Raw genomic sequence first — 20,282 nt, forward strand, 5'->3', positions numbered from 1 at the left:
CGGTGGGTGGGCTGGCGAGGTTGCTGGCCGGTGGGTGGGCTGGCGAGGTTGCTTGCCGGTTGGCTGACCGGTGGGTGGGCTGGCGAAGTTGCTGACCGGTAGGACGGCTGGCGAGGTTGCTCGCCGGTTAGCCGGTCGGTGATGCGATCGCTGAGGCTGTTCGTCGGGATTGCTCGCCCGTGGCAGTCCCCGGCGAGGTTGCCCGACGGGAAGCTTGCCGAGGCTGGGTTCGGAGGGGCTCGCCGGAATTGCGCCTCGCCGGGGACTGCCTACGGGTGGGGCTGATCGGCGTCGCGTCTGCGCGTTGGCGCGGCGGGGGTGGACTTGCGGGTCGGGGCCTCCTTCGGGTGGTGTTCGGGCGGTTGCGCTGGTGTTGAATGGGGTGATGGCCGGACACAGCCACGACGACATCGACTGGGCGGATCGGCTCGCTCAGCTGCGCATGGCCGACTCGCTCGATGCCGGGGCGCTCGCGCCCGTCGCGCGGCGGTTGCTTGGCCGGCTGCCCGGGCGGCCCACCCTGCTCGACGTCGGGTGTGGGGCCGGTGGGATGAGCGTGCTCTTCGCGCGGGAGCTCGCCCGTGGGGGTGGGGGCACCGTCGTGCTCCTTGATGCCACGCCCGCACTGCTGGCCGAGGCGCGGCGGGCCGTCACCGAGGCCGCCGGTGGGGATGTCGAGGTTGTCGGTGTGCACGGGGACCTCGCCGATCCGCGGTTGGGCGAGCGGGTGCCCGCTGCCGATCTCGTGTGGGCTTCGGGCGTCGTGCACCACGTCGGCGACCAGCAGGCCGCTTTGCGCTCCCTTGCCCGGCTGGTGCGGCCCGGCGGGGTGCTCGCCATCAGCGAAGGCGGGCTCGAGATGCGGTGCCTCCCTTGGGATGTCGGGGTGGGCCGGCCCGGGCTGGAGCAGCGGCTGCTCGCCGCGCGGGGCGAGTGGTTCGCCGGAATGCGGGCCGGGCTTCCGGGCAGCGTCGCCATGCCCTACGGCTGGCCGCGCGCCCTTCGCGAGGCCGGGCTCGAGGATGTCGAGTCGTTCGGTGCGCTCATCGATCACCCCATGCCGGGTTCGGAGCTGTTGCGCGAGTACGTCGTGCAGCGCGTCGGATGGCTTGCCGAGTCCGCCGGGGACTTGCTCGACGTCGATGATCGCGCCACTGTCGCCGCGCTGACCGATCCGGACGGCCCGGACTTCCTCGCCCGCCGGGACGACCTGTTCCTGTTGGGCGCCAAAGCGATCCACTGTGGACGGTTGCCGTGAGCGCGCCGGAGGAGGCCGCATGCGTGCGGTGCGGGCGAACCCGCGGCGCCGACGAGGACCCGGCTACGGCGCTCGCCTGGGTGTCCACCCGCGAGCGGGGCGGACTGCGGTGGCTGTGCCCGGACTGCGCGCGCCGGCACGTGCGCGACATCGAGGGCAAGCTGCCCGACGAGTACTGGTGACGGACCCGCGCTCCCGACGAGTGTGCGGCAGCTCCGGACGGTGTGCGTCGCCGCGCGGAGAAGCGCCTGGCTCGGTGGGACACAGACGATGCGTGCGGGCCGTCGGTCGAGCGATGCGCGCGTGCCCGGACGGAGTGCGCGGCACGGCGCGGCCGCCGATGGTGGTCATGCCGCGTCGCCGATCGGGGTCATCGGGACCGCGCGGACCTTCGGACGCGGCGTGCGGGACGCCTCGCCGAAGGCCAAGGCCAGCTCTCGCGCCACCTCTCGCGAGACCTGGCGCAGCTGGCGGACCGTGCAGCGGACCAGGACGATCCCCGTCGCCGCCAGCGCCAGGTGTGAGAAGCCGCCGGTGCTGGGGCCGCAGCGGTACTGCCAGGCCAGGCCGATCTCGTCCCACCACGCGTCCGCCTCGCCGATGCGGCGGCCACGGCGGTCGCAGATCGTCACGTCCCAGATCGGCGGCGGTAGACGCGCCGTCTCCAGCGCCTGCACCGCCAGGCCGTGGGCCTGGATCGGGCCCTCGTCCAGCTCGCGGAGCACCTTCCGGACCGCCGCCGTGCCGCGCTGGGGTCCTTCGGCCAGCTCCGTCAGCAGCTCCTGCCGATCGCACATGCCCCAGTAGAGCGGGAGCGTCAGCAGGTGGCGGATCCGCGCCGGGTCGGGCTCCGACCTCGCCAGGTCGAGCGCGGCCCGGGACGGCGGCGCGAACGGCAGCCCGTCGACCACCACCGGCGCCGGCATCCGGGCCGTGCGCGCCGCACTGACCCCGTCGCACGCCGCCACCCGGCAGTGGTCCGGCACCAGCAACCGGATCTCGTCGTCCGCCGGGCATTTCACGCCGTGGGCCCGCAGCGCGTCGGCGCCCGTGACCACCGTCCGCGGTCCGTAGCGCGCCAGCGCGGCGTGCAGCAGCTGCTGCCGCGTGGGTGAGTCGTTGCGCAGCAGGACGACACCGGGGTGCAGGCGGCGCCACGGCCCACCGGGGCCGCAGAGCCGCCGGGTTCTTCGATCGGACACTCCGGCCCTGCGTAACTGTTCGAGGTTCATCACCTCGCATGAGCCGGGGTTACTGAGGGCCAGCGGGTCGGTGCATTGAGTAGCGGTCATGTATCGAGAATGACGGCTCGGCCAACCGGGTGGAACCCCATTCCCCGCAGCTGTGGACAACTCGCCGGAATCCGCCCGTTAGCGGCCCGGCCTGTGGACAACTCAGCCGGCGAAACCGGGCTGCCAGCGCTCCACGATGCCGCGCGCCGGGATCTCCGCGTCCAGCTGGCAGAGGATGCCCGTGGACCCGGCCGTCACCCGGTGGATCATCAGGTACTCGGGCGGCAGGTTGAGCGACCGCCCGACCCGGAAGTCGTTGCCGCGGCTGTCGCCGACCCGCCCCGCCTGCTTCTGCATCCACTTGCGGGTGAAGTGGAACGTCGGCTCCGCCAGCGGCTCGGTGAACGGCGCCAGATACGCGAGCACCTCGTCCGCGGTCAGGTCGCTGTCTGGCCGGATGAACCGGTTCCCGCGCAGCAGCCGCATCAGCCCGGCCGACTCGCCGTCGAGGGCCAGCCGCGTCATCTCGCCCAAGTGGCGGGGGATGCCGTCGGGCAGCCGGGCCACGCCGCCGAAGTCGATGACGCACAGCCGGTCGTCGCCGGTGATCATGAAGTTGCCCGGGTGCGGATCCGAGTGCAGCAGGTGGACGCGCTCGGGGGACGAGTAGTGGAACTCCGCCAGCAGCCGGCCCGCCAGGTTGCGGGTCTCGCGGTCGCCGTCCGCGATGACCTTCGACAACGGTGTGCCGGTCACCCACTCCGTCACGACGACCTTGGGTGCGCTGGCCACCACGCGCGGCACCAGGATGCCGGGGTCGCCTTCGAACGCCTTCGCGAAGGCGCGCTGGTGCTGGGCCTCGGCCTGGTAGTCGAGCTCCTCGTTCATGCGCTCGGCGAGCTCGGCCAGCAGCGGCTTGACCTCCGTGCCGGGCACGAACGCCTGGAACAGCCTGCTGAACCGCTGCAGCTGCCGCAGGTCGCTGCGCAACGCCTCGTCGGCGCCCGGGTACTGCACCTTGACTGCCACCTCGCGGCCGTCGTGCCAGACCGCGCGGTGCACTTGGCCGATGCTCGCGGCCGCCGCCGGCACGTCGTCGAACGAGGCGAACCGGCTGCTCCAGGTGCGGCCCAGCTGCTCGGCGAGCACTCGGTGGGTCTGCCGGGCGGCCATCGGCGGCGCCGCGGCCTGCAGCTTCGTCAGCGCCTCGCGGTACGGCTTCGCCATGTCGTCCGGCACCGCCGCCTCGAACACGCTCAGCGCCTGGCCGAACTTCATCGCCCCGCCCTTGAGCGTGCCGAGCACCTCGAACAGCTGCTCAGCGGCCTTCGCCGAGAGCGTCGCGTTGACCTGCTCTGCGCTCTGACCGGCCAGCCGCTTGCCCCACCCGCCGACCGCCCGTCCGGCGATCCCGAGCGGCAGACTGGCGAGCTTGGCAGTACGGGCGGCACCCTTGCGCGGCATCGCGGGATCACGATCGCCTGGGTCGCGGAAGTCGGTCACCCCCGCGATTCTGCCTTGCGACCTCGGCGGCGCGCAGCCCGCTCGCAACGTCTTAGTGGCCTACGTCTCCTGTCGCAGCACCAAGGCGCCGCAACCACACCGCGGGTGCGGGGGCCAGCCGCGGTGGCGGATGCGGCCGTCGAAGGCGTCGATCTCCAGGGTCGCGTTCCACGCGGGCGGCGCCGGCTCGGCGGGGGAGAGCAGGCGCATGGCCTGCGCGACGGCCAGCGAGGCGCAGGCGTGGACCGCGCCGAGATCGGGCCGCTGGTGCCGGCCGGTCAGCTGTCCGGCGACGCGGGGCCAGCACGGGTCGAGGTCGGTCCGGTGCAGGTCGGCGCAGCGCAGGCACGAACTGCGGCCCGGGACGACCAGCGGCCCGACGATGCCCGTTCCGTCGCGGATTCGGGCGGCCATGTGCGGGACGCCTTCCTCCATCAGCTCGGCGACGACCTCCGGCGCGGGGACGACGGCGTCGGTGAGCAGCGCCAGCTCCGGGTACCGGTCGTGCAGGCGGGTGACGCGGACTTCGGGGTCGACGCGGCGGAGCAGGTCGCCGAGGGCATGGCGCCGGGATCGGCCCAGGTCGGCTTCGGTGAACCCGGTGCCCAGGTCGTGCTCGGTCACCGTGCCGGGCAGCTCCAGCTCGACGTGCCCGATCCCGGCGTTGGCCAGCAGCACGGCGACGGCGACCGCCACCCGGCCGTCGCCGTGCACGGTGACCGCGCTGGCGCGCCGCCGCTCCATGAGGGCGCTCTGGTGGTGGCGCGCCCGCAGCGACCAGAAGCCGGTTTCGCCGCGGAGACCCGGGCCGTCCGGGCGTCCGGCGTCGGTGACCAGGCCGAGCGCGGCCAATTGCCGCAGCAGGGTGCGCAGCTGGTCGCGGTGTTCGCTCTCGGCGAGCAAGAGCCGCTCGACGGGCTTGCTGCCGTCGAGTTTTCGCAGCCGCGCGACGAGGCGGGGCGGCAGGCCTTCGACGATCACGCCGTGACGCGGGTCGAGCCCGAGCTGGATCTCGCGCGGGCCGCGTTCGAGCACCGTGATGCCCGGGAGCAGGGCGGGATGGGCCGGCAGGAGCACCGGAGGCATGTCCGCGGTGGAGAAGATCATGTCCGAAGAATGGCATCCGGAGGCGGCGGCCGAGCCCGGGAAGGCGCCGGATCGGCCGAGTTGTCCACAAGTGAAGTGGGCTGTGGACAACTCGGCTCTGTGACCTCAATGCGCTCGGAGTTGTCGGTGCCGGGCCTTACCGTTGTCGGGTGGTCGAAGCACAGACGCCCTCGCTGAGAGGCAGGGGGGAAACGAACCCCTCGTCGGACACACCGGAACACAAGGTCGAAGTGCGGCGCAGCCAGCGCCGGCACCGGACGGTCACCGCGTATTGGAAGGATGACACGCTCATCGTGCTCATCCCCGCGCGGATGACCAGGGCGGAGGAGAAACACTGGGTCGCCGAGATGGAGCGCAAGCTGCAGCGCTCGGAACCACGCCGGCCGGCACCCCCGAAGACGTCGGACGACGCCCTGCTGGCGCGCTGCGCGCTGCTGTCGGGCAAGTATCTGGATGGCAACGCGGTGCCGGCGAGCGTCCGCTGGGTGCCGCCGATGCGCACGCGGTGGGCGTCCTGCACGCCGGTCGACGCGACCATCCGGGTCAGCGACCGGCTGCGGAAGGTCCCGCCGTGGGTGCTGGACTACGTGCTGGTGCACGAGCTGGCGCACCTGCGCGAGCCCGGGCACGACGCGGCGTTCTGGGCCCTGGTGCGGAAGTATCCGAAGACCGATCGGGCGATGGGATATCTCGAGGGGTTGGCGGCCGCCGCCGGGTGGGGGATCGACACCGAGTGCTGAGCGGGTGACGTGACCGGGGCGGTCCGCTGCGGCGGGCCGCCCCGGCTGCGTGGACGGGCGCGGTCCGAGAGGCTGCACGCCTGGTGGGTCGGCGTACCGGGACGGCCGGCTTGCGTGCGTGGAGGGGCATCACGCGTGATCAGAGGGGCATCACGCGTGTCTGGAGGGGCATCACGCGTGCCTGGGCGGACGACACGCGTGCCTGGGCGGACGACACAGTCGGCGGGGACGGGAACGGGCGCCTCGCCGAGCGGGGCGCCCGTTCCGCCGAACTGGGTTCAGCTGTGGCCTTCGCCGTCGCTTTCCTCCGAGGCCGGAGGGGTCTCCTTGGCCTTCTCGTCGCGCTTCGAACGCTCGGACTGCTCCGTGCGCTCCAGCTCCGCGATCGGGTCGAGGTCGTCGATCGAACCCGCCGAACCGACGTGGTCCGCGAAGTCGATCGGCTCGTCCAGGTCCTCCGCCGTCGGCATCAGGTCCGGGTGGGACCACAGGCCGTCGCGCTTCTCCAGGCCGTGGCGGTCGCCCACCAGCTTCCACAGGTTCGATGCGTCCCTCATGCGGCGGGGGCGCAGCTCCAGGCCGACCAGCGTGGCGAACGTCTGCTCCGCCGGGCCGCCCGTCGCGCGGCGGCGGCGCAGCGTCTCGCGCAGTGCGTCCGCTCCCGGGAGGCGGTCGCCGACCGCTTCCGCCACCACTACGTCGACCCAGCCCTCGACCAGGGCCAGCAGCGTCTCGAGGCGCCGCAGCGCGCCCTTCTGCTCCTCCGTTGTCTGGGGCTCCAGCAGGCCGGACGACATCGCTTCCTCGATGCTCGCCGGGTTGGCCGGGTCGATCCGGCCGGCCAGCGACTCCAGGGCCGACGTGTCCACCGAGATGCCGTGCGCGAACTCCTCGACCGTCGCCAGCAGGCGCTGGCGCAGCCACGGCACGTGCGTGAACAGCCGCTGGTGCGCGGCCTCGCGCGCGGCCAGGAACACCAGGATCTCGCTCGTCGGCAGCTCGAGGCCCTCGGCGAACTTCTCGATGTTCGCCGGCAGCAGCGCGGACGTCCCGGCCGGGGCCAGGGGCAGCCCGATCTCGGACGAAGTCAGCATCTCCGACGCCAGCTGGGCCAGCGCCTGGCCGAGCTGGGACCCGAAGGCCATCCCGCCCATCTGCCCCATCATCTGCAGCAGCGGGCCGGCGGCTTCCTTGGCCTCCGCGGGCAGCGCCTCCATCCAGGCACCCGACACCTGGCGGGCGACCGGGTCGCACAGCCGCTGCCACGTCGGCAGGGTCTTCTCGACCCAGGTGCGCGGCGACCAGGCGACCGTCGACGTCGCGCCCGCGGGGAACTGCGTCGCCGCGTCGAGCCAGAGCTCGGCGAGGTGGGCGGCGTCGCGGACGGCGGCGTTCGAGTCGTCTCCGCCGGAGAAGCCGAGGCGGCTTTCGCCGGTGTTGCCGGCGCTGCCCAGGGTCTGGAGGGCGATCTGCTTGGCGAGGTCGTAGTTCACCGGCCCGCTGGAAGTACCGGCCTGGCTGAGCATCTGGCCCAGCTGGCTCAGCATCTGCCCGAGCTGGTTGAAGGCCTCGGCGCCGGACTGCTGTCCGCCTTCCGAGGGGTCGTTCTCACCTCGTTTGTCGGGATCGGAAGGTCCGAAGCCGAACGGGGGTTTGCTCATGCGTCCACCGTACGCGGGTCGGGAAGGCTCCAGCGCGTCATGTGCGTGGCCTTCACCGGGAAGCGAACGCGGTCACCGTACGCTGTCGGGCGTGACCAAGTCCTCCGAGCAGACCGCGCCCGCGAAGAGCAGCCCGGACCCCGGCACCGAGGCCGGCGGCGAGGCCCGGCGGATGACCCGCCGCGGCTGGACGCTCGTGGTCAGCGGCTCGCTGTTCCTGATCTTCGTGGTCCTCGGCCTGGTCGTGCCGGTGCCGTTCGTGGCGATCAGCCCGGGCCCGACCTACGACACGCTGGGTCGCGACGCCGCGGGCAACCCGGTCATCCAGGTCACCGGGCACGAGACCCACCCGACGACCGGCGAGCTGCGGATGACGACCGTCTCGCTGCACGACGGCGTCACGCTCTTCCAGGGCCTCGGCTTCTGGGCCAGCGGCCGCTACGCGCTCGCGCCCCGCGAGGAGTACTTCAAGCCGGGCGAGACCAACGAACAGGTCAAGCAGGAGAACATCCAGCAGCTGCAGGACTCGCAGTCGAACGCCCAGGTCGCCGCCCTGCGCAAGCTCGGCTACCCGATCAAGGTGCTGGCGAAGCAGATCGTCTCCGGCAGCCCGGCAGACCACGTGCTCGCCCCCGGCGACAAGCTGATCACGGTGAACGGCAAGAAGATCGTCGAAGCCGCGGACGTCCGGGCCGCGCTGGCCGGCACCCTGCCCGGCCAGACCGTCCAGATCACCTTCCAGTCGGACGGCCAGCCGGAGCGCACCGTGCCGCTCACGCTCGCTTCGCGCCCCGACCGCAAGGAGGGCTTCATCGGCCTCACCGCGGTCGACCGCGCCGAGGCGCCGTTCAACGTCAACATCTCCCTGCAGGACGTCGGCGGGCCGTCGGCCGGGCTGATGTTCACCCTCGCGATCATCGACCGGGTCAAGGGCGACGACATCGCCGGGGGGCGGCACATCGCCGGCACCGGCGAGATCACCGAGACGGGCGAGGTCGACCCGATCGGCGGGATCTCGTTCAAGGTCGTCGGCGCGCGCGAGGCAGGCGCCACCGACTTCCTGGTGCCCGAGCACAACTGCGCCGAGGCCAAGACCACCGCGCCCGACGGCCTCAACCTCATCAAGGTGTCCACACTGGACGACGCGCTCGCGCAGCTGGCCAACCTGAAGGCGGGCCGCCCGACGGCCTCCTGCTAGGGGAGGAGCGTCGCCTTGAGGGCCTCGAGGAGGTTCGGGGCGAGGTCGGGACTCTCGACGATCTCGTCGATCGACTCGTCCGACCCCTCGGCCGTCCCGATGCCGCGCAGCCGCATGACGCACGCGCCGTTGCCCTCGCGCAGGACCGCGGCCACCAGCCGGGCCTCCGTCCGCTGCGGGTGGTCGGCGGCCGCGCGGCGCAGGCTCTCCGCGTCGGCCTCCGCGACGTCCGGCAGCTCCGACTCCGAGCCCGGCGGCAGCACGATGATCTCCTGGGCGAGCGCGCACCCGATCACCAGATCGGGCCACGCGATCCGGGCCAGCGCGTCGGCGAGGTCGCCATCGGGCAGCGCTTCCTGCGCCACCGGCGTCAGCGGGTTCGCCCGGTCGAGCTGCCCGGCCAGCTCCGGCTGCTCGTCCAGCAGCGCCGCCGTCGGCACCAGCGCGAACAGCTGCGGCGGCTGGTCCCAGCCGTTCGCGGCCATGAAGTCTTCGATCTCGCGCGCGAGAGCGGCCACGCCGGCCTGCTGCTGCGGTTCCATGCGCATATGGTGTCAGAGCCTTGTCCTGGTCAGCCCGCCACGCCCCGCACACCGGCCGCGGGTTCGCGCCGACGCCATGTGGCGGGCGACGGCTGGACAAGGCTCTCCAGCCGGTCCGCGAGACCACGCCGGGAGTCCGATTCGGGCGGGTCCCGGGAACTTCCCACGGCATCCGTAGAGTTAGGGAATCAGGGGGCGCGAGCGCCCCTGTTCAAGTGCTGACGAATGACAGGAGCGTGCACCGTGGCGACTCGGCCCCCGGTGAGCCTGCCGAAGCTGTCCCGGCGGAGCCGGATCCTCCTCATCATCGCCGCGGTGATCGTGCTGGTGCTCCTGCTCGGGGCCCGCTTGCTCGACACGTACGTCGACTGGCTGTGGTTCGGAGAGGTCGGCGCGCGGTCGGTGTTCACCACCCAGGTGGTCACCCGCGTCATCCTTTTCTTCGCCGTCGGGGTGCTCGTCGGCGGGGCGCTCGCGATCAGCCTGATGATCGCCTACCGCACCCGCCCGGTGTTCGTGCCGATCTCCGGCGCCGACGATCCGCTGGCCCGCTACCGGTCCGCGATCGTCGCGCGCATCCGCCTCTTCGGCATCGGGATCCCGGTGCTCACCGGCCTCATCGCCGGGTTGTCCGCCCAGGGCGACTGGCAGGTCGTGCAGCTGTTCCTCAACGGCACCTCGTTCGGCCAGACCGATCCCGAGTTCGGCAACGACGTCGGCTTCTACGCCTTCGACCTGCCGTTCTACAACTGGCTGCTCGGCTGGCTGTTCATCGCCGTCGTCATCTCCTTCTTCGGCGCGCTCATCTCGCACTACGTCTTCGGCGGCATCCGGCTGGCCGGCAAGGGCGGCCAGCTCGCCGGCCCGACCCGCGCGCAGCTCGCGATCACCGTCGGCCTCTTCGTGCTGCTGAAGGCGGCCGAGTACTTCTTCGACCGGTACAACCTGCTGCTGTCCGATCGCGGCGCGCCGCTGTTCATCGGCGCCACCTACACCGACCTGAACGCGGTCCTGCCGGCCAAGCTGATCCTGCTGTGCATCTCGGTGATCTGCGCGATCGCGTTCTTCGCGGGTGCCTTCCTGCGCAACCTGCAGCTGCCGGCGATCGCCCTCGTGCTGCTGATCCTGTCGAGCATCCTGGTCGGCGTCGCGTGGCCCGCGATCCTCGACCAGTTCTCGGTGAAGCCCAACGCGAACGAGAAGGAAGCGACGTCCATCCAGCGCAACATGGACGCCACCCGCCGCGCCTTCGGCCTCACCGACGTCCAGTACCAGCCCTACACGGGCAGCTCGTCGGCCACGCCGGACCAGCTCAAGGCCGACACCGGGACGATGTCGAACATCCGGCTGCTCGACCCGAACATCCTCTCCGACACCTTCACCCAGCGCGTCGGCCGCGAGAACTTCTACGGCTTCCCGGCCAAGCTCGACATCGACCGCTACACCGTCGGCGGCACCACGCAGGACTACATCGTCGCCGCCAAGGAGATCAAGACCGAGGGCCTGACCGGCAACCAGACCAGCTGGATCAACAAGCACCTCGTCTACACCCACGGCAACGGCTTCGTCGCCGCGCCCGCCAACACGATCGACCGTGCGGTCAAGGACGCCAACTCCGACGGCGGCTACCCGATCGCCACCACCAGCGACACCCAGAACCCGTCCGGCGCCGGCTCGTCCGGCACTGGACAGCCCGGCATCGAGGTCAAGGAACCCCGGATCTACTACGGGGAGCTGTCCGCCGCGGACTCCGACTACGCGATCGTCGGCGGCACCACCGGCAACGCGCCCGGCGAGTACGACACCGCCACCGACCGCTACACCTACAAGGGCACCGGCGGCGTCTCGGTCGACAACTGGTTCAACCGCCTGGCCTTCGCGGCCGAGTACGGCGAACGCAACATCCTGTTCTCCGACGCCATCGGCGACAACTCGAAGATCATGTACAACCGCGACCCGCGTGAGCGCGTCAGCAAGGTCGCGCCGTGGCTGACCCTCGACGGCGACCCGTACCCCGCGGTCGTCGACGGCAAGATCCAGTGGATCATCGACGGCTACACCACGATCAACAACTTCCCGTACTCGCAGCAGACCCAGCTCGGCGCGGCCACCAACGACTCGCTCAACGGCGTCGCTCGCCAGGCCAACAGCTCGATCAACTACATCCGCAACTCGGTCAAGGCCACCGTCGACGCCTTCAACGGCACGGTGAACCTGTACTCGATCGACGACAAGGAACCGGTCCTCAACGCCTGGGAGAAGGTCTTCCCCGGGCTCGTGAAGCCGAGCTCCGAGATCTCCCCGGACCTGCGGTCCCACTTCCGCTACCCCGAGGACCTCTTCAAGATCCAGCGTGAGCTGCTGTCGCGCTACCACGTCAGCAACCCGCAGGAGTTCTATTCGCAGCAGGCGTTCTGGAGCGTCCCGCAGGACCCGACGGCCGAAGGCGGCTCCAACCCGGCGGCGGCCGGCGCGGCCAACCAGCCCGGCTACTACGTCCTCGCCGACACCCCGGGCCAGAGCAAGCCGACGTTCCAGCTGACCAGCTCGCTCACCGGTCTGCAGCGGCAGTACCTCGCGTCCTGGATGTCGGTGTCCTCGGACGCGAACGACTACGGGAAGATCCGCGTCCTCCAGTTGCCCAGCGCGGCCACCGGAGCCACGCAGGTCGACGGTCCGGTCCAGGTCCAGAACCGGTTCCAGAGCGATCCACGGGTGGCGCAGGACCGGACGCTCTTCAACAACCCCAACGTCATCCCGATCTACGGCAACCTGATCACGCTGCCCGTCGCACAGGGCTTCCTCTACGTGGAGCCCGTGTACATCCGGCAGCGCAACCAGAACAGCTATCCACAGCTGGCGCGGGTGCTCGTCTCGTACGGGCCGAAGGTCGGCTACGGCGCGACGCTGCAGGAAGCCCTCGACCAGATCTTCGGCGCCGGCACGGGCGAAGCGACGACCACGCCACCCCAGGCGGGCCAGCCCACGACGACGCCGCCGACGACCACGCCGAACCAGCCGACCACGACGCCACCCAACTCCGGTGGCGGCAACGCGGCGCTCGACAAGGCCGTGACGGACATCCAGTCCGCCCTCGCGAAGCTCCGGGCCGCTCAGCAGTCGGGCAACTTCACGGACCAGGGCGCGGCCCTGGCGGCTCTGGACGCCGCGGCGAAGGAGTACGAAGCGGCCAAGACGGCGGCGCCCGGGAGCAGCACTCCGCCGCCGAGTTCGCAGCCGGGAGGGTGACGTCAGTTACCTAACGGGCACCTGCTTTGCACCCCCAGGAAACAAGGGCGTAAGGTAGGTGTCACGACGCGGGGTGGAGCAGCTCGGTAGCTCGCTGGGCTCATAACCCAGAGGTCGCAGGTTCAAATCCTGTCCCCGCTACGGATGCAGGAGGCGCGGTCGGCGTAAAGCGCCGACCGCGCCTCCTTCGCATTTCTCTTGGGGGTCGAACCCCCAGACCCCGCCAGGGCGGGCTTCGCCCCCTGGACCCCCGCGCATGGTCGGGTCAGTTCTTCAGCCAGGCTTCTGCCGATCCGTCTGTTGTTGCCACGTAACCGTCCGGGCGGACCAAGACGCTCGTCAGGTCGGGCCAGGGGAGTTCCGGTACTTCCGCTACGACTACCTCCGGGTGGGGCGCCTCCGCCGGGGTTTTCGTCAGCAGGACGAACTTTCCACTGTGGAACAAGTCGCTCGCGAAGCCTTTGCCCACAGGGAAGTCCGGGAGACGGGCGCCTGTCGCCGGGTGGCCTTCCGCAGGTGCGTAGCGGATGTCCAGACCCGACACCATTCCCGACAGCTTGCGCTGGACCTCCGGGATCTCCGTCAGGTCGCGGAACAGTGCGCGCAGGGCCAGCTGGTCCGGCGTCAGGGGGATCAGCGCGTTCTGGGCGGCCACGTTCTGCAGCACCCCGTTCGCCACCGCGCGACGCTCCGCTTCGTACGTGTCGAGCAGACCCTCCGGGGCCCTGCCGCGGAGTTCGGCCGCCAGCTTCCAGCCCAGGTTCATCGCGTCCTGGACGCCCAGGTTCAGGCCCTGGCCGCCCGCCGGGAAGTGGACGTGTGCCGCGTCGCCCGCCAAGAGCACCCGGCCCACCCGGTACTTCGCCGCCAGCCGGCTGTCGTCCGAGAACCGCGATGTCCAGCGGATCTCCTCGATCTCCGCTTCCGCGCCGAAGCGTTCGCGAACCGCCGCGCGCACGTCCTCCTCCGGCACCTCGGCGCGGAGGTCGTCCGGACGGTGCAGCCGGTCGCCGTAGCTCAGGCGGTACAGGTTGGGCTCGCCCAGCGGGATCAGGCCGACGAACTTGCCCGGGCTGAGCGACGTCACCATGTTCCCCATCGACCGCCACCGCGTCGGCGCGCCCGGCGGGGTCGTCCGGAACAGGACGTCCGCCGAGACGCCGTGACCCCGGCCTTCGATTCCTTCGAACGGCAGGTTCAAGGCTTTGCGCACCGCGCTGCGGCCACCGTCGCAGCCCACCAGGTACGCCGCGCGGACCCGGAGGTCGCCCGCCGTGACCGTCACGCCGGCGTCGTCCTGCTCGAAGCCGGTCAGCTCGTGGCCGCGCAGCACCTTCACGCCTTGCTCGGCCAGCCGCTCCTCCAGCGTCGCCTCGACCTGCGCCTGCGGGATGCCCACCTGGTACGGGTGCCGCGTGTCCCAGCCGGCGTAGCTCACCGGGATCACCGCGAAGTGTCCGTCCGCGACAGTCGCGAACGACCGCTGCTCGGCCCGGCCGAGCAGGCCGCGCAGGTCCAGGACCTCCGCCGTCCGCGGCTGCAGGTTCAACGCCTTCGACAACCCGGTCCGGACGGGCAGGCGCTCCAGGACCACGACGTCCACTCCGGCCAGCGCCAGCTCGTTCGCCAGCATCAGCCCGGTCGGTCCCGCCCCGGCGACGACCACCTCGGCGTTCAGCTCGTTCATCCCCAGCTCCTTAACAACGTTAAATTGACCTGATCCGAGGATGCCCTTAACATCGTTAAATTGTCAAGCGAGCACCACGAGGAGAACCGGAAACATGGCCCTGACCAGGCAGGACATCGCACGTTCCGGGCTCAGGCTGCTCAACGAGGTCGGCCTCAACGGGCTCACGCTGCGCCTGATCGCCGCCGACCTGGGGGTCAAGGCGCCGGCGCTGTACTGGCACATGAAGAACAAACAGGAGCTGCTCGACGAAATGGCGACGCAGATGTACGCCGATTCGGCCGAGGACCGCCGGCCGCCGGACTCGCTGGGGGAGTGGGAAGCGGTCGCGCACGGCGCGCGGACGCTGCGGCGGATGATGCTGTCCTACCGCGACGGCGGGAAGGTCTTCGCCGGCACCTACCTCGGGGACACCGGCCTGGTCGGGCGCAGCCCGCTGTGGCGGAGCATCGAGGCCGGGCTGGACGAGCGCCGGGCGGGCCAGGCGCTGTTCACCGTCTACAGCTACGTCGTCGGCTTCACCATCGAAGAGCAGGCCGTCTACCCGAAGCCGGGCGAGCTGGACGAGCGCTACCGCAGCGAGGCGGCGGGCGACCTCCTCGCCGACGTCGGCGAGCGGTTCGAGGACGGGCTGTCGATGGTCCTCAGTGGAGCCCGTCAGTGGCTCGAAGCGAAGTAACGCCTGGTCAGCCGCTTTGTGCACCCCGGTGCAAACCCGGTAGCCACCCCGTGTAATCTATTCAAGTACCACAACGGCGCGGGGTGGAGCAGCTCGGTAGCTCGCTGGGCTCATAACCCAGAGGTCGCAGGTTCAAATCCTGTCCCCGCTACAGAGGCAGAGGCCTGTGTTCGCAGAATACGCGAACACAGGCCTCTTTCGCATTGAAATGGGGGTCGAACCCCCAAACCCCCGCCAAAGGGGCTCCGCCCCCTTGGATCCCCCGTCGTGGTCGCTTTTCGCTACGAATCTCGCGATTTGGGCTTGCTTCCGGGTGGTTGCGGTGCGTGTCCGGAGTCGGCCAAGCCGGGGAAAGCCACTTGCCGAACTCACCTGCCTGGCCGTGTCGGGGTGGCTCGCGTGCGGCTGGTTGGACCAAAGTGGCGTCCCGGGTGGTTGCACAGCGTGTCCGGGGTCCACAGTGGACCTGGTCGCATTGGGCCGAACGAGGGGATCTGACTAGCCACAATGGACAGATCTGCTGACCACTGTGGACACAGCGGCCGATAAGTGGGAATCTAGGGGACGTGTCCGAATTGAATGCAACAGCCGCCGCCCTGCTCGGTCTGCTCCACGACGGTCCCGCCACCGGCGGGCAGCTCGTCGCGGGAGCGGGTGAGCGATTCGGCGCCTTCTTCAGCGTCACCCGCAGCCAGGTGTACCGGGAGCTCCCGGCGCTGTCCAAGGAAGGTCTCGTCCGGCTCGGCAAGCAGGGCCCGCGCTCCAGCCAGCAGTACCTGATCACCGCCGCCGGCAAGAAGGCCTTCAAGGCCTGGCTGACGTCCGAGGCCGGTCCCGACCACCTGCGCAGCCCGCTCATCCTGCGGCTCGTGCACGCGGCGTCGCTGACCGCGAAGCAGCGCCAGGTGCTGCTCGACTCGGCCCGGACGAGCTACAGCCAGCAGTTGGACGACGCGAAGGCGGCCACCAAGGCCGCCGACGGGCCGTACGAGAAGGCCGTCGCCGAGTTCGCCCAAGCTCAGGCCAAGGCCGCGCTGAAGCTGCTCGACGCCATCCCCGCGGCCTGAGGTTCACGCGCCCACGACCGGTCCTCGCAACCGGTCGTGGGTTTTGCCGTAACCTCGACAAACGTGAGTGATGAGTTCGACGCGGCACTGAAGGACCTGACCGGCAAGCTGACGCAGATCGAGTCGGTGATGGACCTGGACACGCTGCGTGCCCAGGTGGCCGACCTGGAGGAGCAGGCCTCGAGCCCGACGCTCTGGGACGACCCGGAGGCGGCGCAGAAGGTCACCAGCCAGCTGTCCCACCGGCAGGGCGAGCTGCGCCGGGTCAGCGACCTGCGCCAGCGGGTCGACGACCTCGGCGTGCTGTACGAGCTCTCCGAGGCCGAGGGTGACGCCGCCAGCATGGGCGAGGCCGAGAGCGAGCTGGCCGACCTGGGCAAGGCCATCGACGGCCTCGAGGTCCGCACGCTGCTTTCGGGCGAGTACGACGACCGCAACGCCGTCGTCACCATCCGCTCCGAGGCCGGCGGCGTCGACGCGGCCGACTTCGCCGAGATGCTGCTCCGCATGTACCTGCGCTGGGCGGAGCGCCACGGCTACCCGACCGACGTCTACGACATCTCCTACGCCGAAGAGGCGGGCATCAAGTCGGCGACGTTCAAGGTGACCGCCCCCTACGTCTACGGCACCCTCTCGGTCGAGCAGGGCACCCACCGGCTCGTCCGGATCTCGCCGTTCGACAACCAGAGCCGCCGCCAGACGTCGTTCGCGCACGTCGAGGTGCTGCCGGAGGTCGAAGAGGTCGACCACGTCGACATCCCTGAGAAGGACATCCGGGTCGACGTCTACCGCTCGTCCGGCCCCGGTGGACAGAGCGTGAACACGACCGACTCCGCCGTGCGCATCACGCACATCCCGACCAACATCGTCGTCTCGTGCCAGAACGAGAAGTCGCAGCTGCAGAACAAGGCGGCCGCGATGAAGGTGCTCCAGTCGCGGCTGCTCCAGCGCAAGAAGGAAGAAGAGCGCAAGGAGATGGACGCGCTCAAGGACGGCGGCTCCAGCTGGGGCAACCAGATGCGCTCCTACGTGCTGCACCCGTACCAGATGGTCAAGGACCTGCGGACCGAGTTCGAGGTCGGCAACCCGAGCGCGGTGCTCGACGGCGACATCGACGGCTTCCTCGACGCCGGCATCCGCTGGCGGAAGCAGACGGCGACCGTCTGATCGGCGCAGGGGGTGTTTGCGCGACCGCTCACCGTGCGCAAACACCCGCTGCTCCACCCGGGTGGACCGGGCAACCGGGGCTTCACGAGACCGGTGGGTAGTATGCCGAATCGTGATCCGGCTCGAAGAGGTTTCCAAGGTCTACAAGACCTCGACGCGGCCCGCGCTCGAGCGGGTGTCCGTCGACATCGAAAAGGGTGAGTTCGTCTTCCTCATCGGTCCCTCGGGATCGGGGAAGTCGACCTTCCTCAGGCTGCTGCTGCGCGAAGAGACGCCGAGCAAGGGCCGCGTGATGGTGTCCAACTTCGACGTCGCCAAGCTGGCCCGCCGCCGGGTCCCCCGCCTGCGGCAGACCATCGGCTGCGTCTTCCAGGACTTCCGCCTGCTGGCCAACAAGACGGTCGCCGAGAACGTCGCGTTCGCCCTCGAGGTCATCGGCAAGCCCGGCCCGACCATCAAGAAGGTCGTGCCCGAGGTGCTGGAGCTCGTCGGCCTCGACGGCAAGGCCGACCGGCTGCCCAACGAGCTCTCCGGTGGTGAGCAGCAGCGCGTGGCGATCGCGCGCGCGTTCGTCAACCGGCCGCTGGTGCTGCTCGCCGACGAACCGACCGGGAACCTGGACCCCGACACCAGCCAGGACATCATGCTGCTGCTGGAGCGGATCAACCGCACCGGCACGACCGTCCTGATGGCGACCCACGACCACGGCATCGTGGACTCCATGCGGCGCCGCGTCGTCGAGCTGCAGCTCGGCCGGGTGATCCGTGACGACGCCCGCGGCGTCTACGGCATCGGTCGCTGACTCCGGCATTCCCCGCCCCGCCAACGCCCCCGACATCAAGGACCAGACCCCGACATGCGTGCCAGTTTCGTCTTCAGTGAGGTAATCACCGGCCTGCGCCGGAACATCACGATGACCATCGCGATGATGCTGACCACGGCCGTGTCGCTCGCCATGCTCGGCGGCGGCCTCCTGGCCGTGCGCACGATCGACAAGATGAAGTCCAACTTCCTCGCCGACGTCGAGGTTTCGGTCTACCTCACCGACGACATCAGCGCGGGTGACAAGAACTGCACGCAGTCGCTGTGCCAGTCGCTGCGCTCGTCCTTGCAGAGCAACGACGGTGTCGAGTCGGTCGTGTTCGAGAACCGCGACCAGGCCTTCGACCGGTTCAAGAAGATCTTCGAGAGCCAGCCGGAGCTGATCCAGCTGACCGGGCCGGAGTCGCTGCCCGCGTCACTGCACGTGAAGCTGAAGGACCCGGACCGCAGCGAGTCGATCGTGCAGGAGTACAGCACCAAGCCGGGCGTCCGGAAGGTCGACGACCAGAAGAAGTTCCTCGACCGCGTGTTCAACGCCTTCAACGGGGTCCGGAACATGGCGTTCGGCGCCGCGCTCATCATGGCCATCGCCGCGCTGCTGCTGATCGCCAACACGATCCAGGTGTCCGCGTTCACCCGGCGCACCGAGGTCGGCATCATGCGGCTCGTCGGCGCGACGCGGTGGTACACGCAGCTGCCGTTCCTGCTGGAGGCGGTGGTCGCCGGCGCGGTCGGTGCGATCCTCGGGATCATCATGCTGGTCATCACCAAGGTCGGTTTCCTCGACGCGGTGTTCACTGGCGACGTGTTCCCGAAGATCACCACGCTGGAGCTGCTGTTCCCGGTCGCGCCGATCCTGCTGGGCGTCTCCATGGTGATCTCCGCCATCACCGGGTACGTCACGCTGCGGCTGTACGTCCGGCACTAGGTTTTTAACCGGCTGCTTGCGGCCCCGGACATCACGTAGAGTGGTCGTATGCCCAAGGAACGTGGCCAGAAGGTGATCGTGTCGAACCGCAAGGCGCGGCACGATTACTCCATCCTCGACACCTACGAGTGCGGTCTCGTGCTCGTCGGCACCGAGGTGAAGAGCCTGCGCGAGGGCAAGGCGTCCCTGGCGGACGCGTTCGCGACGGTCGACGACGGCGAAGTGTGGCTGCGCAACGTGCACATCCCGGAGTACACGCAGGGCACGTGGACCAACCACATGCCGCGGCGGACCCGGAAGCTGCTGCTCCACCGGCGTGAGATCGAGAAGCTCATCGGCAAGACCAAGGAGAGCGGGCTCTCCTTGGTCCCGCTGTCGATGTACTTCAAGGACGGCAAGGTCAAGGTCGAGATCGCGCTGGCCCAGGGCAAGAAGGCCTACGACAAGCGGCAGACGCTCGCCAAGCGCGACGCGGACCGCGACATCAGGAGGGCCATGGGCCGCGCGCTGAAGGGCCGGTTCACGGAGTGACGGCGGGCCCGGCTTCCGATGCCGACGTCGCTCGGTGGACGGCGTCACTGGGCCTGCCGGGCCTGGTCGACCTGCACGTCCACTTCCTGCCGAAACCGGTGATGGACAAGGTCTGGGCGTACTTCGACCAGGCCTCGACGCACTACGGCACCGACTGGCCGGTGCACTACCGGACGTCCGAGCAGGAGCGGCTGGAAACCCTGCGCTCGCTGGGTGTCCGGCAGTTCGCGCCGCTGGTCTACCCGCACAAGCCGGGCATGGCGGAGTGGCTGACGTCGTGGGCATTGGAGTTCGCTTCCCATGTCCCGGAGGCGGTGCCGACCGGGACGTTCTACCCCGAGCCCGGCGCCGGGTCCGCTGTGGACGGTGCGCTGCGCGCCGGCGCCCGGGTGTTCAAGGCGCACGTGCAGGTGGGCGCGTACGACCCGCGTGACGAGCTGCTGAAGCCGGTGTGGGGTGCGCTGGCCGACGCGGGCGTCCCCGTCGTCGTCCACTGTGGACACGGACCGTTGCGGGGCGACTTCACCGGGTTGTCGGTCTTCGAAGAGGTGCTGGCGCGCTACCCGGACCTGACGGCGGTGCTCGCGCACGCGGCGATGCCCGAGTTCGGGACGGCGTTCGACCTGCTGGCGAAGTACCCGCGCGTGCACCTGGACACGACGATGGTCGGGGTGCCGTTCGCCGAGGCGATGTCGCCGCTGCCGCCGGACTGGACCGCGCGGCTGGCCGAGTTCGCCGATCGTGTCGTCCTGGGCACGGACTTCCCGAACATCCCGTACTCCTACGCGACGCAGCTGCAGGCGATCGCCGGCTGGGCGGCCGACGATCGCCTGGGGGAGCCGTTCCTGCGGGCCGTTCTGCACGACACCCCGCTGCGGCTGCTCAGCGCCTGACGCTTTATCGACGACCGC

Annotated in this window: 18 protein-coding genes and 2 tRNA genes; 14 read left to right on the forward strand and 6 right to left on the reverse strand. The window is 70.2% G+C overall.

Annotation, left to right across the window (positions count from 1 at the left end; genetic code table 11):
- Positions 1-385 precede the first annotated feature (385 nt).
- Together AA23TX_RS20910 and AA23TX_RS20915 are read left to right on the forward strand one after the other, a co-directional pair.
- Entirely contained in the window at positions 386-1,258 is an 873-nt protein-coding gene (locus AA23TX_RS20910) for a class I SAM-dependent methyltransferase (RefSeq protein ID WP_196425467.1), read from the forward strand.
- Positions 1,255-1,440, forward strand: a complete 186-nt coding sequence (locus AA23TX_RS20915; protein ID WP_155544575.1) for a hypothetical protein — start codon at positions 1,255-1,257, stop codon at positions 1,438-1,440. Before AA23TX_RS20910 ends, AA23TX_RS20915 begins: the two co-directional genes overlap by 4 nt.
- A gap of 165 nt (positions 1,441-1,605) precedes the next feature.
- On the opposite strand, the gene AA23TX_RS20920 is transcribed toward AA23TX_RS20915, so the two are convergent.
- The 3 genes from AA23TX_RS20920 to AA23TX_RS20930 form a co-directional block, all read right to left on the reverse strand.
- Positions 1,606-2,490 carry a hypothetical protein gene (locus tag AA23TX_RS20920; protein ID WP_155547200.1) on the reverse strand — a complete coding sequence of 295 codons (885 nt, stop codon included), beginning with the start codon at positions 2,488-2,490 and terminating at the stop codon, positions 1,606-1,608.
- 162 nt (positions 2,491-2,652) lie between these two features.
- Positions 2,653-3,993 carry an ABC1 kinase family protein gene (locus tag AA23TX_RS20925; RefSeq protein ID WP_155544576.1) on the reverse strand — a complete coding sequence of 447 codons (1,341 nt, stop codon included), beginning with the start codon at positions 3,991-3,993 and terminating at the stop codon, positions 2,653-2,655.
- Positions 3,994-4,053: 60 nt separating this feature from the next.
- Positions 4,054-5,100 (reverse strand): ThiF family adenylyltransferase, encoded by a 1,047-nt coding sequence (locus AA23TX_RS20930; protein ID WP_155544577.1) that lies wholly within the window; start codon positions 5,098-5,100, stop codon positions 4,054-4,056.
- A gap of 230 nt (positions 5,101-5,330) precedes the next feature.
- On the opposite strand from AA23TX_RS20930, the gene AA23TX_RS20935 reads away from it, so the two are divergent.
- On the forward strand, positions 5,331-5,840 hold the full coding sequence (locus AA23TX_RS20935) for a M48 metallopeptidase family protein (protein WP_155544578.1): 510 nt from the start codon (positions 5,331-5,333) through the stop codon (positions 5,838-5,840).
- Between the two features lie 278 nt (positions 5,841-6,118).
- Here AA23TX_RS20935 and AA23TX_RS20940 read toward each other — a convergent pair whose 3' ends face one another.
- Positions 6,119-7,501, reverse strand: a complete 1,383-nt coding sequence (locus AA23TX_RS20940; protein WP_196425468.1) for a zinc-dependent metalloprotease — start codon at positions 7,499-7,501, stop codon at positions 6,119-6,121.
- Between the two features lie 91 nt (positions 7,502-7,592).
- Between AA23TX_RS20940 and AA23TX_RS20945 the strand changes: the two genes are divergently transcribed.
- Positions 7,593-8,699, forward strand: coding sequence for a YlbL family protein (locus AA23TX_RS20945; RefSeq protein WP_155544580.1), 1,107 nt, complete (start codon positions 7,593-7,595; stop codon positions 8,697-8,699).
- On the opposite strand, the gene AA23TX_RS20950 is transcribed toward AA23TX_RS20945, so the two are convergent.
- Positions 8,696-9,241, reverse strand: a complete 546-nt coding sequence (locus AA23TX_RS20950) for a PPA1309 family protein (protein WP_155544581.1) — start codon at positions 9,239-9,241, stop codon at positions 8,696-8,698. The genes AA23TX_RS20945 and AA23TX_RS20950 overlap by 4 nt on opposite strands.
- A 225-nt stretch (positions 9,242-9,466) precedes the next feature.
- Between AA23TX_RS20950 and AA23TX_RS20955 the strand changes: the two genes are divergently transcribed.
- Together AA23TX_RS20955 and AA23TX_RS20960 are read left to right on the forward strand one after the other, a co-directional pair.
- The gene (locus tag AA23TX_RS20955) at positions 9,467-12,490 is read left to right on the forward strand and encodes a UPF0182 family protein (RefSeq protein ID WP_277875415.1); all 3,024 of its coding nucleotides are present in this window, start codon (positions 9,467-9,469) and stop codon (positions 12,488-12,490) included.
- Between the two features lie 67 nt (positions 12,491-12,557).
- Positions 12,558-12,631, forward strand: a tRNA-Met gene (locus AA23TX_RS20960).
- Positions 12,632-12,755: 124 nt separating this feature from the next.
- Here AA23TX_RS20960 and AA23TX_RS20965 read toward each other — a convergent pair.
- On the reverse strand, positions 12,756-14,177 hold the full coding sequence (locus tag AA23TX_RS20965) for an FAD-dependent monooxygenase (protein WP_155544583.1): 1,422 nt from the start codon (positions 14,175-14,177) through the stop codon (positions 12,756-12,758).
- Positions 14,178-14,271: 94 nt separating this feature from the next.
- Between AA23TX_RS20965 and AA23TX_RS20970 the strand changes: the two genes are divergently transcribed.
- The 8 genes from AA23TX_RS20970 to AA23TX_RS21005 all read left to right on the forward strand — a co-directional run bounded on the left by AA23TX_RS20970 (position 14,272) and on the right by AA23TX_RS21005 (position 20,264).
- The gene (locus AA23TX_RS20970) at positions 14,272-14,856 is read left to right on the forward strand and encodes a TetR/AcrR family transcriptional regulator C-terminal domain-containing protein (RefSeq protein ID WP_155544584.1); all 585 of its coding nucleotides are present in this window, start codon (positions 14,272-14,274) and stop codon (positions 14,854-14,856) included.
- Between the two features lie 77 nt (positions 14,857-14,933).
- Positions 14,934-15,007: transfer RNA gene (locus tag AA23TX_RS20975), tRNA-Met, on the forward strand.
- A 415-nt stretch (positions 15,008-15,422) separates the two neighbouring features.
- Complete coding sequence (locus tag AA23TX_RS20980; RefSeq protein WP_155544585.1) at positions 15,423-15,923, forward strand: PadR family transcriptional regulator; 501 nt, start codon at positions 15,423-15,425, stop codon at positions 15,921-15,923.
- Positions 15,924-15,986: 63 nt separating this feature from the next.
- The gene (gene prfB / locus AA23TX_RS20985; protein WP_155544586.1) at positions 15,987-17,090 is read left to right on the forward strand and encodes a peptide chain release factor 2; all 1,104 of its coding nucleotides are present in this window, start codon (positions 15,987-15,989) and stop codon (positions 17,088-17,090) included.
- A gap of 112 nt (positions 17,091-17,202) precedes the next feature.
- The gene (gene ftsE / locus AA23TX_RS20990) at positions 17,203-17,892 is read left to right on the forward strand and encodes a cell division ATP-binding protein FtsE (protein ID WP_155544587.1); all 690 of its coding nucleotides are present in this window, start codon (positions 17,203-17,205) and stop codon (positions 17,890-17,892) included.
- Between the two features lie 54 nt (positions 17,893-17,946).
- Positions 17,947-18,840: a permease-like cell division protein FtsX gene (gene ftsX, locus AA23TX_RS20995; protein ID WP_155544588.1), complete on the forward strand. Its 894-nt coding sequence runs from the start codon at positions 17,947-17,949 to the stop codon at positions 18,838-18,840.
- A 48-nt stretch (positions 18,841-18,888) separates the two neighbouring features.
- Positions 18,889-19,371 (forward strand): SsrA-binding protein SmpB, encoded by a 483-nt coding sequence (gene smpB, locus AA23TX_RS21000; RefSeq protein ID WP_155544589.1) that lies wholly within the window; start codon positions 18,889-18,891, stop codon positions 19,369-19,371.
- Positions 19,368-20,264 (forward strand): amidohydrolase family protein, encoded by an 897-nt coding sequence (locus tag AA23TX_RS21005; protein WP_155544590.1) that lies wholly within the window; start codon positions 19,368-19,370, stop codon positions 20,262-20,264. Before smpB ends, AA23TX_RS21005 begins: the two co-directional genes overlap by 4 nt.
- Positions 20,265-20,282 lie beyond the last annotated feature (18 nt).

Origin of the sequence: Amycolatopsis camponoti (assembly GCF_902497555.1) — a bacterium.
GTDB classification, from domain to species: domain Bacteria; phylum Actinomycetota; class Actinomycetes; order Mycobacteriales; family Pseudonocardiaceae; genus Amycolatopsis; species Amycolatopsis camponoti.

What these genes read in the sequence shown, in the direction of transcription:
- ftsX (WP_155544588.1), top strand. Translation starts at nt 17,947, where the DNA reads ATGCGTGCCAGTTTCGTCTTCAGTGAGGTAATCACCGGCCTGCGCCGG.
- AA23TX_RS20910 (WP_196425467.1), top strand. Translation starts at nt 386, where the DNA reads ATGGCCGGACACAGCCACGACGACATCGACTGGGCGGATCGGCTCGCT.
- AA23TX_RS20930 (WP_155544577.1), bottom strand. Translation starts at nt 5,100, where the DNA reads ATGATCTTCTCCACCGCGGACATGCCTCCGGTGCTCCTGCCGGCCCAT.
- AA23TX_RS20955 (WP_277875415.1), top strand. Translation starts at nt 9,467, where the DNA reads ATGACAGGAGCGTGCACCGTGGCGACTCGGCCCCCGGTGAGCCTGCCG.
- AA23TX_RS20940 (WP_196425468.1), bottom strand. Translation starts at nt 7,501, where the DNA reads ATGAGCAAACCCCCGTTCGGCTTCGGACCTTCCGATCCCGACAAACGA.
- AA23TX_RS20920 (WP_155547200.1), bottom strand. Translation starts at nt 2,490, where the DNA reads ATGAACCTCGAACAGTTACGCAGGGCCGGAGTGTCCGATCGAAGAACC.
- AA23TX_RS20950 (WP_155544581.1), bottom strand. Translation starts at nt 9,241, where the DNA reads ATGGAACCGCAGCAGCAGGCCGGCGTGGCCGCTCTCGCGCGCGAGATC.
- AA23TX_RS20965 (WP_155544583.1), bottom strand. Translation starts at nt 14,177, where the DNA reads ATGAACGAGCTGAACGCCGAGGTGGTCGTCGCCGGGGCGGGACCGACC.
- AA23TX_RS20970 (WP_155544584.1), top strand. Translation starts at nt 14,272, where the DNA reads ATGGCCCTGACCAGGCAGGACATCGCACGTTCCGGGCTCAGGCTGCTC.
- smpB (WP_155544589.1), top strand. Translation starts at nt 18,889, where the DNA reads ATGCCCAAGGAACGTGGCCAGAAGGTGATCGTGTCGAACCGCAAGGCG.